General features: G+C 55.2%; 15 protein-coding genes, 1 tRNA gene and 1 pseudogene. 12 read left to right on the plus strand and 5 right to left on the minus strand.

All coding sequences use genetic code 11. The annotated features are described in order from the left end of the window. From CJF39_RS19150 to CJF39_RS19190, 9 genes are all read left to right on the plus strand, one after another. The coding region (locus CJF39_RS19150) for an electron transfer flavoprotein subunit alpha (RefSeq protein ID WP_094990671.1) at window positions 1–89 on the plus strand (89 nt) is incomplete at its 5' end. Between the two features lie 138 nt (window positions 90–227). After that, window positions 228–1,046, plus strand: a complete 819-nt coding sequence (locus CJF39_RS19155) for a substrate-binding periplasmic protein (RefSeq protein ID WP_094994854.1) — start codon at window positions 228–230, stop codon at window positions 1,044–1,046. A 9-nt stretch (window positions 1,047–1,055) separates the two neighbouring features. Next, window positions 1,056–1,412, plus strand: coding sequence for a DUF4398 domain-containing protein (locus CJF39_RS19160; protein WP_094994855.1), 357 nt, complete (start codon window positions 1,056–1,058; stop codon window positions 1,410–1,412). After that, window positions 1,409–2,221: an OmpA family protein gene (locus CJF39_RS19165; protein ID WP_094994856.1), complete on the plus strand. Its 813-nt coding sequence runs from the start codon at window positions 1,409–1,411 to the stop codon at window positions 2,219–2,221. The genes CJF39_RS19160 and CJF39_RS19165 overlap by 4 nt, the downstream gene beginning before the upstream one ends. Before the next feature lie 197 nt (window positions 2,222–2,418). Continuing rightward, complete coding sequence (locus CJF39_RS19170; RefSeq protein ID WP_094994857.1) at window positions 2,419–3,858, plus strand: PLP-dependent aminotransferase family protein; 1,440 nt, start codon at window positions 2,419–2,421, stop codon at window positions 3,856–3,858. A gap of 103 nt (window positions 3,859–3,961) precedes the next feature. Then, window positions 3,962–4,423 (plus strand): translation initiation factor 2, encoded by a 462-nt coding sequence (locus CJF39_RS19175; RefSeq protein ID WP_170942704.1) that lies wholly within the window; start codon window positions 3,962–3,964, stop codon window positions 4,421–4,423. A gap of 153 nt (window positions 4,424–4,576) precedes the next feature. Continuing rightward, on the plus strand, window positions 4,577–4,831 hold the full coding sequence (locus CJF39_RS19180; RefSeq protein WP_094994858.1) for a YkgJ family cysteine cluster protein: 255 nt from the start codon (window positions 4,577–4,579) through the stop codon (window positions 4,829–4,831). Between the two features lie 47 nt (window positions 4,832–4,878). Continuing rightward, window positions 4,879–5,487, plus strand: coding sequence for an START domain-containing protein (locus tag CJF39_RS19185; protein ID WP_094994859.1), 609 nt, complete (start codon window positions 4,879–4,881; stop codon window positions 5,485–5,487). A 260-nt stretch (window positions 5,488–5,747) separates the two neighbouring features. Continuing rightward, window positions 5,748–6,089, plus strand: coding sequence for a ribonuclease E inhibitor RraB (locus CJF39_RS19190; protein WP_094994860.1), 342 nt, complete (start codon window positions 5,748–5,750; stop codon window positions 6,087–6,089). A gap of 174 nt (window positions 6,090–6,263) precedes the next feature. Here the strand turns inward: CJF39_RS19190 and CJF39_RS19195 are convergent, their stop codons facing one another. Further along, on the minus strand, window positions 6,264–7,085 hold the full coding sequence (locus CJF39_RS19195) for a cytochrome c (protein WP_094994861.1): 822 nt from the start codon (window positions 7,083–7,085) through the stop codon (window positions 6,264–6,266). Next, complete coding sequence (locus CJF39_RS19200) at window positions 7,082–7,573, minus strand: rhodanese-like domain-containing protein (RefSeq protein ID WP_249275399.1); 492 nt, start codon at window positions 7,571–7,573, stop codon at window positions 7,082–7,084. Before CJF39_RS19200 ends, CJF39_RS19195 begins: the two co-directional genes overlap by 4 nt. 560 nt (window positions 7,574–8,133) lie before the next feature. On the opposite strand from CJF39_RS19200, the gene CJF39_RS19205 reads away from it, so the two are divergent. Next, complete coding sequence (locus tag CJF39_RS19205) at window positions 8,134–8,862, plus strand: amidotransferase (RefSeq protein ID WP_094994863.1); 729 nt, start codon at window positions 8,134–8,136, stop codon at window positions 8,860–8,862. Window positions 8,863–8,908: 46 nt separating this feature from the next. On the opposite strand, the gene CJF39_RS19210 is transcribed toward CJF39_RS19205, so the two are convergent. The 3 genes from CJF39_RS19210 to CJF39_RS19220 all read right to left on the minus strand — a co-directional run bounded on the left by CJF39_RS19210 (window position 8,909) and on the right by CJF39_RS19220 (window position 11,656). Further along, window positions 8,909–9,880, minus strand: a complete 972-nt coding sequence (locus tag CJF39_RS19210; RefSeq protein WP_094994864.1) for a magnesium and cobalt transport protein CorA — start codon at window positions 9,878–9,880, stop codon at window positions 8,909–8,911. A gap of 83 nt (window positions 9,881–9,963) precedes the next feature. Then, window positions 9,964–10,752, minus strand: a complete 789-nt coding sequence (locus CJF39_RS19215; protein WP_094994865.1) for a lysophospholipid acyltransferase family protein — start codon at window positions 10,750–10,752, stop codon at window positions 9,964–9,966. A 214-nt stretch (window positions 10,753–10,966) separates the two neighbouring features. Then, the gene (locus CJF39_RS19220) at window positions 10,967–11,656 is read right to left on the minus strand and encodes a crotonase/enoyl-CoA hydratase family protein (RefSeq protein ID WP_094994866.1); all 690 of its coding nucleotides are present in this window, start codon (window positions 11,654–11,656) and stop codon (window positions 10,967–10,969) included. Window positions 11,657–11,954: 298 nt separating this feature from the next. Between CJF39_RS19220 and CJF39_RS19225 the strand changes: the two genes are divergently transcribed. Then, window positions 11,955–12,044, plus strand: a tRNA-Ser gene (locus CJF39_RS19225). Window positions 12,045–12,316: 272 nt separating this feature from the next. Beyond that, window positions 12,317–12,649 (plus strand): annotated as a pseudogene (locus tag CJF39_RS19230) (DNA adenine methylase); the annotation flags it as partial. Between the last annotated feature and the right edge of the window lie 49 nt (window positions 12,650–12,698).

A 12,698-nucleotide genomic window follows, 5' to 3' on the forward strand; every position in this document is an offset into this window, starting at 1 on the left:
ACGAAGAAGCGCCGATCTTCCAGGTGGCCGATTACGGCCTGGTGGCGGACTTGTTCGAAGCCGTACCTGAGCTGGAGAAGCTGGTTTAATCCAGTCGCTTCACTTATAAAGAGCCCGGTCATCCGGGCCGTGGATAAAGGCGGAACGCGGGTGTTCTGGCAAATTCTCCATGGCCTGTGTGATCGGGCTTTTTAGTGTGTCTGATTTGGCTTAACGGAGTGTGAGGCATGGGTGTGCGGCATTTAAGCGGGTGGTTGACGGGGCTGATCTTGCTGCCCCTCGTGTCAGTGGCGGCAGGCAAATGCGAGCGCCTGATCGTGACGGGCAGCCCGGATGCGCCGCCATACCTCTGGCGCGACCCGGCCGATCCCGTGCATTTGATCGGTGCCAGTGCCGACCTGTTGCAGCAGGTGGCGCAAGACCTCGGTATCAAGGTTGAGGTGCTCTATGGCGGCAAGCGTTCCGAGGCGCAGAACGAGGTCCGTACGGGCCGTATGGACATGTTGGTGGATGCACCGCTGACCCTGGCAGGGTTGACTGCGCAGGACTACATTCACCCGCCGCTGGTACGTAATGACTACCTGGTCTGGACCCGCAAGGATTCGCCCCTTATTTATGAAACGCCGGATGACCTGCTTGGCCATACCGGTGCGCTTTCCGAAAAAGCCCGTATGACTGAAGCTTTCGACTCCTTTGCCCGGCACCAGCTTACGCTGGAGCGACAACCCGGCTTGACTCAAGCCTTCCAGAAGTTGCTGCTGGGGCAGGTCGAGTACGTACTGGCCGGGCGCTATGCGGGGATGGCCACCGTTCAGACGCTCGGGATCAGTGACGATGTGCTGGCCCATGCGCAGCCAATAGACCAGCCGGGGCTGTTTCTGGCGATTTCCCATGACTCGGCCTGCAATGAGCCGTGGTTGCGCGGACAGCTCGCCAAAAAGATGACAGAATTGCCGGCGTCCGGCCTGAGTGAGGCGGCACTGCAACGCAACCTGGAGCGGTGGAAAAACCAGCTGCAACAGCCGGTCAACGCTCCAAAACAGTAGGAATTCCCAGTGACAATTCGACCACTTTTTGCTGCCCTGGCCGTTGTGGCTTTGGCGGGCTGTGCAGCTGATCCTGCGCCGAATGAACAAATGCGTCTGACCGAGCAGGCGCTGGAACAAGCCCGTGCTGTGGGCGCCAATGCCGACGACAGTGCCGAGCTCAAACAAGCCGAAGACAAGTTGGCCCGCGCGTCGGCCGAGATGACCGAAAGCGCTTATAAAGATGCCCGTATGCAGGCTGAACAGGCCGAACTGGATGCGCGTCTGGCAGAGGCTCGTGTGCTGACGCTCAAAAGTCAGGAGCAATTGAGCGTGCTCAACACGCGTATCGCACGTTTGCGCAAACAACTGGCGGAGGCCCAATGAGCATTAAGTCAGTCATGTATGGTGCGTTACTGATCACCGGCGCGGGGCTTACCGGCTGTGCGGGGCATCACGCCAGCGAACAGGCACTGCAACAGGCGGCCAGTGAATTTCAGTCGGTAAAAGAAGACACCAACGTGTTGCGTATCGCGCCCAAAGACGTGATCAGGGCCGGTGAATCGCTGGCCCGTGCCGAGCGTCTGTCCAGTTACTGGGGCAGTGGTGAAGATGTTGCCCATTACGCCTATTTGAGCCAGCGCTACAGCGATATCGCGCGGGAGCACACCCAGCAGGTACTCAATCAGGAGCGCGCCGCCAAACTTGAACTGGAACGTCAACGCCTGCAACTGGCCTTGCGGGAGGCCAAACTGTTGAGTGTTCAACAGCAGGGACAATGGCTGGAAGAGCAAATCCTGAACTTGGCGACCAACGAATCGGATCGTGGCCTGGTAATGACCCTGGGCGACGTACTGTTCGACACTGGCGAAGCGGACCTGAAGAACTCGGCCAATCGCACAGTGCTCAAACTGGTGCAATTTCTTCAGTTGAACCCCAAGCGTGTTGTGCGCATTGAGGGCTACACCGACAGCACGGGCGGTAAAGAAGATAACCTCAAGTTGTCTCGCGACCGTGCTCAAGCCGTTGCTGACGTACTGATTGACTTGGGTATTGATGAAAAACGGATTCAGGTTGAAGGCTATGGCGACGAATACCCGGTGGATGTAAACGCCACGGAGCGTGGTCGGGCGCAGAATCGTCGTGTGGAAATCGTGTTTTCTGACGAAAAAGGTCAATTGAGCGCCGCCCGTTAATCCCTCTCCTCAAGGCATCACAGGTAGTCGCTGCCGGGCGGCGACTACAGGCGTACAAATTCAGTCTGTACCCATACAGTTACACCCAGCCCGGCACTGTACGGCTCAGATGGATGACAACTGTGCCCGTACACTTCTAAACTGTTCCGGTATTGTTCTTCACAACAAAAAAACGCCTGAACATCGAGTGCTGTGCCATGACCAACCTTTTGCTTTATCAACGTATAGCCCAGCAATTGGCTGAGGATATTCGGCGCGGCGTTTATCAGCCCGGCGAGCGCGTACCGTCTGTGCGCAAAATGAGCTCGCAGCTCAATGTCAGTCATGCCACGGTGCTGCAGGCGTATGCCAACCTTGAAGATCAAGGGTTGATCCGCGCCCGCCCGCAGTCAGGCTATTACGTCCACCAAACGCCTGCCCTGACAGCGCCTACACCTGATATCGCGCGCGTTGAACGGCCGGGTCTAGTGACGCGCAGCAGCATCATCCAGCAAGTGTTGGTTGAATCGCGACGTGAAGGTGTGTTCCCGCTGGGTGCTGCGGTGCCCAGCGTCGATTATTTGCCCGTGCGAGCGTTGCATCAGCAGTTGGCCAAAGTCACGCGCTTCCACAGCCCGCGTGCGTTCAGTTACATGTTCAGCCCAGGTTTTGAGCCGTTGCGTCGTCAGGTGGCGATACGCATGCGAGATGCCGGCGTGGTCGTCGACCCGTCGGAAGTGATCATCACCCACGGCTGCGTCGATGCCCTGCAAATGTCATTACGGACCCTCACGCGGCCCGGTGACCTGATCGCTGCTGAATCCCCGACGTATTACGGGCTTTTGCAGCTGGCTGATTTGCTGGGTTTGAAAGTGATCGAGATCCCCAGTGATCCTGCCACTGGCATGAGCCTCGAAGCGTTGCAATTGGCCGCCAATCAATGGTCGATCAAAGCCTTGGTCCTGACCACGCGCTTGAGCAATCCGTTGGGTGGCACCATGCCAGAAGAACGGCAGAAGCAATTGCTGCGCCTGGCATCTGATTTCGATATCCAGATCGTCGAAGACGATATTTATGGCGAACTGATGTTCGAGGTGGGGCGCACCAAGGCACTTAAAGCCTATGACCGGCTGGATCGGGTCATCTACTGTTCGAGTTTTTCCAAAACGTTATCGCCCGGTGTGCGCATTGGCTGGATGATCGCGGGCAAATATCAGTCTGAAATTCAGCGCTTACAGACCTTCACCACCCATTCAGCCTGCAGCGTGACGCAGATGGGGGTGGCGGCCTACCTTGAAAACGGCGGCTATGACCGTCATCTGAGGCATATCCGGCAGGAATACCGAAAAAACCTGAGCGCTTTTCAGCTGGCTGTTCAGCAGTACTTTCCGGAAGGGACGCAAATGTCCCGACCCAGCGGCGGCTTCATTCTGTGGGTTAGCTTGCCGGGCCGGGTCAATACGCAAGAGTTGCATGTGCGAGCGCTACAGCAGGGCATCAGCATTGCACCGGGGTTGATCTTCAGTAATACCGAGCAGTTCAACCATTGCATCCGGCTCAATTGCGGCACAGCCTGGAACCGTGAGGCCGAACGCGCATTGATGACGCTGGGGATGCTCGCCAGTCAGTTGTGTCAGGAGGCCACTGGCCTGTACTGAAGGCCATGCGACATCAAGGTATGGCAATTTGCCTAATGGCGACTTGTAACGGTGTGTCTAAAGCGCGAGCATAGGCCCCTAAATCGTTAAAGCTGTGGGAGTTATGAAAGCGACCTATTGTGTGAGACTGGCGTTGGTGGGGGTGTTAACCGCGTTCAGCGCTGTCGCGGTGCACGGCGCGACACAACCTCAACCGCCTGCCACCCAGTCCGTCAAATCGCCGGAAAAACATGCTGCCAGTGCAAAAAAAACTACCAAGAAACGCGCGCCTGTCGCAAGCAAGTCAAAATCGGCCCGCGAAATTGCCAAGAAGCGCTTGCCCAGTGCCAAGCTGGATTTGAGCCTGCCGCCCGAGATGGTCAAACAGCTGCAACCTTTGGGCACTGTCCCCATGCCCAAACACAAACCATTGTTGCCAAACATGTTCGGTGAGAAGCCCGAACAAGACAGCCCGTTCCAGTTAAACGGTCGTTTGTTAAGCAATGAAATGGAGCTGCAATTGCGCAACGAAGCCCGCGACCGGCAAATCGAAGGTGCGGCGCTGGATTTCCAGTTCAAACAATAAGTGCCGAATGCCCAAAAACAGGCTTCTAAACTGACTGTTCAGTCACTGTCATTAATCAGCACATTCGGCTGAACGGTCAATTTCAAACGCCCGTTCCAGCGAGTACTATCCCTTGTCATCAACGCACTTTGCCCCGTTAAAGGAGCTAACGTCATGAATTGCCGTGAAGGCTGTGGCGCTTGTTGTATAGCCCCTTCAATCAGCACACCAATCCCCGGCATGCCCGAGGGCAAGCCCGCAGGGGAACGCTGCCTGCATCTGTCGGTCGATAACCTGTGCGATTTGTTCGGACGTCCTGAAAGGCCCGCCGTGTGCGGTTCGTTCAAGGCCGATATCGAGGTGTGTGGCAGCACGCGGGAAGAAGCCATCAACCTGATTGGGTGGTGGGAACAGGTGACGGCGGCATAGTGTGTTCATGTCCAGTGAACAAACCATCAACAATAAGGAATAAGACCATGGGTTCGTTGCATCGAGTAGCAATTGCATGTGGCTTGAGCGTGTTAATGGTGAGCGCGGCTCACGCAGAAAACTGGCAAGTGGCGAAGAATGAAGACGGCATCAAAGTGTCGCTTAGTGAAGTCAAAGATTCGAAATACAAGGCCTATCAAGGTGTGACCACGATCAAGGCGCCTATCGCCAAGGTCCGTGGTTTGCAGGAAGACGTAGCGGGGGCGTGCAAGTGGATTCACGAATGCAAGTCGCAAAAGCTGCTTAAAACCGAAGGCGACAAGAGCTGGACGTACACGCAGTTCAGCACCCCTTGGCCCGTGACGCCGCGCGACTCCATTCTGGAAGTCACCACCACAGTCGGGGCTGACGGTACCGTGACACGCAACCTGAAAGGGGTGCCCACGTACCAGCCTGAAGAGAAAGGCTTTGTGCGCGTGAGTCAGGTCGATGGTTTCTGGAAGATGGTCCCCAAAGGGGCCGATCAGACTGAAGTCACTTATCAGGTTCACACGGAGCCAGGCGGCAGCGTGCCATCTTGGTTGGCGAACAAGTTTGTCGTGGACGCCCCGTTTAACACCCTGAAAGCGCTCAAGGAGCGCGCAGAGAAGCAGTAAGCACTCTGCAGGCTGCCTGACGCTGTGCAGCGCATCTGTTAGGCGTCAGACGGCAGCCAAGCACCAGGACGGTTTTTATAAACCACTCTTTTTTAACGCCGCGCTTGGCATGCGCTGTGCGACGGAGCTAATCTGCAGCCAGACCAGCGAAGTGTTCGACTGGCTCTGATCTTGTTCGCTACATGCTTGATCCCCGCAACGAATTGACGGTTGCATTTCGGGGAGCGTTGAAAGTCTATCCATTGCGAGGAGGACGTTTCATGAGCACAGCCCATCAAGAAGACCTCAGCAGCTATGTGCTGCGCCGCATGAAAGAAGGCGGTTTTGATTTTTCACGTATTCATCCCATCGAGTTTTACGCCATCTTCCCGGATGAGGAGCGGGCGCGTCGTGCTGCAGAAAAATTTTGTGGTGAGTCACTGAATGCGCAAATAAACGTTCGTGATGACGGAGCCTGGAATCTGGAATTGAGCAAAGTCATGTACGCCACCTATGGGGGAATTGGTGATTTCGAGCAGAACTTTGAGGCCGTGGTGGTTCCGCTTGGCGGGATTATTGAAGGCTGGGGCGTGAAGCAGGAGGTGCGTGGCCTTCTGAATTGAATTCAAACGAGTTACTGACGGCTGGCCTTCGGGCTGGCCGTTTTGCTTTACAGGCGCCAAAAAAAAGCCACCGCAGGCGGGTGGCTAAAGGGAAGTTCGACAATGGCTGCAAGTATCCGCGGACCGGTACGGCGGGTGAAATCATCACTGCCTATGTCGTTGATAGTCAGAAACTTATGGCTGGCGCTCAGGTGTCGACACTTTGCGCGTGGCCATGTGCTTGAGGTACTCGACGAGTTGCGCCAATTCTGCATCGGGTAACACGTCACGCGAAAAGCCAGGCATGCGGGCTTGAGGCCAATGGCGCAGGCTTTGCGGGTCGCGAATGTAGCGCGTGAGGAAGTCCGTGCCGAAATATTCGGTCGGGTTGTAAGGCATGTTCAAGTCAGGGCCAAACTGGGCGTCACCTGCGCCGTTAAGGCGATGGCATGCCATGCAGTTCTTTTGAAAAACAACAAAGCCGTGATTGGCGGGAGCGTCGGCCGCCAGTGACGGGTCGGGGCGCATGGCCGGGAAACGCTCGGCTACCGGCAACTGACGTGTAAAGCGTACGACTTGAAACGGCCATTGTTCCGGGCTGATATGACCTGCTTGCGGGTCTGTCCAGACCAGATAAAACGGCCCGGCGCTGGGCTTTCCTTTACCCAGGGAGGGCCACGGGTGTTCAGGGTCTTCAATGGCGAGCCAGGCTTTTGCCCCCTGTTGATTCAGCAAGGGGGCAGCACTGAGCTCCGCGGCAAAGCCGTCCTGTGCGACAGCTTGCAGATGGTCGTCAGGCTTGATCCCGTCCAGCAGTGTGGCTAAAGGAATTGCCCGATAAGTCATTTCGCGCTTGTACGACACATCGTCAGTAATGCGTACCTCCTGCACAGCGGGATGTTGCAGCAACTCCGCAGTTTGCCATGTACGGCTGACGTCACCCAGCTCAAGCCTGAGTTGGGCGGCAAATGATGGCAGGCTGAATAGGGCGGTAAAAAGCAGGCTGAGAAATTTCAATTGATGGCTGTAATGTCGTCGTCAGTGGGTTCGTCGCCGGGCAACACGTTCTCGGTCAGCGAGACGTGATCGAAAAGTGCATCGCGCAACTCCTCATAATTGCCGCCGTTCACGACGCCGAAATACCCATGTTTGATTAGCGTATCTTCGGCCTCGAGGGCATGTTGGTTCGTGTCACTGTAAATCACAATGGTGTTGTTGGGGTCCAGAACGACCAGGCTCAATTGATAGGCGAGACCTTCTGCGCTAATGCCGGTGCCGTCTTCCAGGGTGAGATCGACTTGCAAAGAGTTATGCAGATTGCCCGCCGCAAAATCGCTGTTGGTGCGCAGGTCCAAAATCAGCGCGCCATCATTGATTTCATCCACTGCACGGTTGACGTCAATGATGCCTGCCTGAGCGGTGCTGCAGATGAGCAGCAGAGCGGCTGCAAACCACCGGTGCATAGGGTTCCCTCCATCTGGACGAGCATTGAGATTGGCACACAAGTGCCAACCTCGAAAGTCGCCGCTATAAATAAGTGCGGGAGCCTGAATAATGAGCTGCTAGCCGATGACTTTGGTCAGGTTCGGCACAATCAATAGCAAAGTTGTGGCGAAAAGGATAAGTCCAGCCTGGCGGAGTTTAGTGTGCTTGAGCATGGCTATCTGCCTTTATTGTTATTCCTGAAAAACGGCACCGCGCGACAGTAACGACATGTCCTTGCGTTTCGCTGCGGCTGACAGGTTTACCTTAGAGCCGGTATTCCACGTCGCTTAGAACCCTTTCACATCATGTAAGTGAAGAACGTTTCTAAAACGCTATTAGCTGTCACGCGTTATGTCTGATAGCCCGTTGCTAGACGCAACGGATAATCAAAGGGTGAGAGTACTTAGTGAGCTACCGTTCGTCAGCCCGTGGACGGACGGTCCTTTTCTATAGGTCATGCAACGCCCAGCGGCCTACGGAACCGTTTCAACGCGTGCAGTGCTTGCCTTGAATTACCGTTTCAAGGCAGGCTCTATGCATCGTTTTCATCACTTCTGTATTCATCGCGCCAGGTACTTTTATGTCGTTACGCATTTGCATTCTGGAAACCGACGTTCTGCGTCCTGAGTTTGTGGATCAATACCAGGGCTATGGGCAGATGTTTAAGCGTCTGTTTACCCAACAACCTATTCCCGCAGAATTTACGGTGTTCAATGTCATGCAGGGTGAATACCCTGCAGATGATGAGGCTTACGATGCGTATCTGGTAACGGGCAGCAAGGCCGACTCGTTTGCTACTGACCCGTGGATTGAAACCCTTAAGCGTTATTTGCTGACCCGCTATGAGCGTGGCGACAAGTTGCTGGGCGTGTGCTTCGGCCATCAATTGCTGGCGCTGTTGTTAGGCGGCAAGAGTGAGCGCGCGAGCCAGGGGTGGGGCGTAGGCACTCACCAATACACGTTGGCAACCAAGGCACCGTGGATGAGCCCGGCCGTGGAAGACCTGACATTGCTGATCAGTCATCAGGATCAGGTCACCGCATTGCCCGAAAACGCCACCGTGATTGCGTCCAGCGATTTCTGCCCGTTTGCCGCCTACCACATCAACGATCAGGTGCTGTGCTTCCAGGGGCACCCCGAATTCATTCACGACTACTCTCGTGCGTTGCTGGACCTGCGTCAGGATGCGTTGGGGGCTGACGTCTACGGCTCGGGCATTGCCAGCCTTGCCAAGGACCATCACGGTCAGACCGTAGCAGAGTGGATGATGCGTTTCGTGGCGCACAAGCCTGAATCCCAAACCGTGTGAGGGCCGAGCGCAGGTGACGTGGGCGGGCACTTGTCTGCCCGCGTATTTATAGCCAGCCCGAACGCTTGAAACTGGCCCACAACGCCGTTACGCCCACACCAATAAACCCCAGCACCCCAAAGTATCCGTAATGCCAGCTCAGCTCCGGCATGTTCTGGAAGTTCATCCCGTAAATGCCGGCCACGGCAGTTGGAAACGCAAGGATCGCCGCCCATGCGGCGAATTTTCGCTGCACAGTGCTTTGCCTTGAAGACTCCAGCAGCACAACCACTTCAATTGTCTGGCTGGCGATGTCCCGTAGCGTCGAAAGGTCTTCCATCTGACGGGTGACATGAATTTGCACGTCCCGAAAATAGGGGCGCATGTTCTTGTCGATAAACGGGAAGGTCAGGCGTTGCAGTTCTTCACTGATTTCCACCATGGGCGCCACATAGCGGCGCAATCGCAGTACATCGCGACGCAGGCTGTGCAGATGCACGATATCCGCCTCTTTAAGCGAGTTGCCCATGATGCTTTTTTCAAGTGCTTCGATCTCAGCGTGAATCGCCTCACTCACGGGTTGATAGCTTTCAGTGACAAAGTCCAATAGCGCATACAGCACAAAATCTTCGCCGTGATCCAGCAGCAAGGGGCGCGCCTCACAACGTTGGCGCACGGCCTTGTATGAAGCTGAATGACCATTGCGGCAGGTGATGATGTAACCGTTCCCCGCGAAGATATGGGTTTCGACAAACTCCAGTTTGCCCTCATGACGAATCGGTGAATAAATCACGATAAACAGCGCGTCACCGAAGGTTTCCAGTTTGGGGCGGCTGTGCTGCTCCAGGGCATCTTCAATGGCCAGTTCGTGCAGGTTGAACTGGCGCTGCAAATTGCTGATTTCTTGTGCGTCAGGCTGCTCAAGGCCAATCCAGACGAAATGACCGGGTTTTTTGGCCCAATCGCTGCCTTCGTCGAGCGTGATATTGCTGATTTTCTTGCCAGCGTTGTACACCGCGGCAGCAACAACTCTCCCCATAGTTTTAATCGCTTCTTCTTCAAAGGGTTAGGGCACGAAGATGCAGCTTAGCGTGCAATGCTCCACTTTGAGTCAACAAACATTCAGAGGTTTGGGTTGGATGCGGCTTGCTTGCTCTTCCTGTCGCGCAGAGCTGATGGGTGCTGGCTTTGCTGGGCCATCACTTCGCGATCCATGGCCTCGATACAGTCGCGCATCTGTTCGCGGCACATTTCCATCAGCCTTGGCATGTCGTCCAGCGTCAAACCGGACGTCGGGATGGCGGGCAGAGACCTAATCTGTATATCTGCGCTGTGCCAGCGGTTGAGCTTCAGGTGTTGGCTGTAAGTGCTGACACACACCGGCACAATCGGTACTCCGGCAGTAATCGCCATTTGAAAGGCGCCTTTCTTGAAGGGCAGCAACGTTTTGCCCAAGTTCCGAGTGCCCTCAGGGAAAACCCAGATCGAGGTGTCTTTTTCCTGAAGCGTGCGGGCTGTGGTCAGCATCGATTTACGCGCTTTCTGCGCATTGCCACGATCAATCAAGACGTTGCCCGCCAGCCAGAACAATTGCCCGAAAAGCGGAACCCATTTCAGGCTTTTTTTACCGATGCATACCGTGCGGCGAGGCACGACATTGCCAAATACAAACAAATCGTAATTGGACTGGTGGTTGGCAATGATGACGCAGCTTTGCGGCTTATCCATCAGTGGGCCGACTTCGGTTTTCAGCTTATAGCCCATGATCCATTTGGACGGTAGTGCGTAGAGGCGCGCGCAGAGGCGGCTATTGTCAGGGTTGAAGGGCCGACACAGGCCGAGCAACACACCGAGAACACCGGCCATCAGAAAATGCACACTCATCAACAACATACGGAACGAAAGTAGCATTTACAGGCTCGTCAAAACAAAAGGTGGCGCAGTGTACGGACGTGCACTGTATTCGGCAATTACTCAGATACATGTAGGAGATGGCTGATGTTTAAGCACATGTTTCAACGCGGGGGCGTGGGGGCGGGATAGAGCGTTTTCGGAACGATCACCAAAACAAGTAGGAAACAACGAAGGGCATCTCGACGGCAGGGTCAGTCGAGATGCCCGAGCCTCAAATCAGGTGAGCCTGATCGAGTTTGATTGCGTTATCGAGTGTGTCCAGCAGTGCCTTGCGAACCTTAAGCTTGGTGTTCTTGTGCGCTTTCATGTTGATTTTTTTCAACTGACGAGCTGCTTCGAGTGCCGCCGCCTGTAGCTCCTCGGGTTGTACCACCTTGTCGAGGAAGCCTGCATCCACTGCGGTTTGAGGGTTAAACATTTCACCGTTGATCACCGAGCGATGGAATGCCGACTTGCGCAGACGGTCACGGGCCAGCTCAATGCCCGCGTGATGCATGGTCATGCCGATTTGCACTTCATTGAGGCCAATGCTGAACGGGCCGTCGACGCCAATCCGATAATCCACCGACAATAAGAGAAAGGCGCCTTTGGCGACTGCGTGACCCGGACAGGCCACCACCACAGGGAATGGATGCGCCAACAGTCGGCGCGCCAGGGTTGAACCCTGAGTAACCAGACTGACCGCTTGTTCAGGACCGGCCGTCATCACCTTCAAGTCATACCCGCCGGAAAGAATGCCCGGCTGCCCGGTGATGATCACCACTGCACGATCTTGTTCAGCGCGATCCAGCGCTGCATTAAAGGCGGCGATAACCTCCGGGGAAATGGCATTGACCTTGCCGTTGCTCAGGGTCAGCGTGGCAATCCCGTCTTCCAGGTGATAAGCAATCAGGTCACTCATGGCGCAATTCCTTGTATTGAAGTGGAGCAGACGTTACCCAGCTGCGTGCGACAGGTAAAGCGTCGTGACTGACTGATGAGTCAGCTGTTATGAACGCTTCTTCGATATAGACGGCGTGCTGCGCTGGATCGGGCAGACACGTGCGCAGACAGGGATTGGCCGAAATGCTTCCTTTTAGACGCCTTAAAAAACCTGATGGGCGTAAGCGCATGAAAATTCTGAAAAAAACATTTGTCATATCGAAAGGTTTCGACTACATTAGCGCGCCTCGACAGACAGAACATGTTTGAAGAGATACGGTGAAGTGTCCGAGTGGCTTAAGGAGCACGCCTGGAAAGTGTGTATACAAGAAATTGTATCGAGAGTTCGAATCTCTCCTTCACCGCCACATTAAGTAAACACAAACCCCTGATTTTCCTAGAGAAAGTCGGGGGTTTGTGGTTTCTGGCGTCTGGAAAAGGGCGATCTGGGGACATCCATGGGAATACGGGCTGCTGAACTGCCCGTGTTCTGCCCCTGAATACCAGGGCTAAAACAGCACTTTTGGCTACATATTCAGGGCGTGTTGCAGGATGCCGATGACGTCCGGCCCATCCTCGTTAATCCTTGTCCCGTAGTGCTGGCGGATCATGTTCGTGCTGGTGTGCCTCACCTACGTAGAAAAACTTGCCCTGGCTTGAGTGCGCCGTACGTTATGACCGGGCCCATACCTTCCACTATATGGGCCCGCCTTGTTGGCAGGCGGCAGGGTACGGCGTGGACTTTCCGTTTGATAACTATGGGCGGATGGCCGACTTCATGCGCCGCTGTAAAGGCAAGGTGAGGGGCAGCATTAACGATCACCCGGATATACGGCGGGTGATCGAGGGCTTTCACTTTGAGACGGTGGATATTCGGTACAGCACCGCGAATCAGCGGCAGCGGAAGGCTGAGGTTATCGGTGAGTTGGTGGTTATGAATTGGACGCCGGAAGCGCTTGGGATGTTGTTTTGATGTGAGGGTGTCGCGGGTATGAGTTCGTACCCGCGACAAATTTCTAGCT

The sequence above is a fragment of the Pseudomonas lundensis genome (assembly GCF_002269125.1).
Classification (GTDB): Bacteria; Pseudomonadota; Gammaproteobacteria; order Pseudomonadales; family Pseudomonadaceae; genus Aquipseudomonas; species Aquipseudomonas lundensis_A.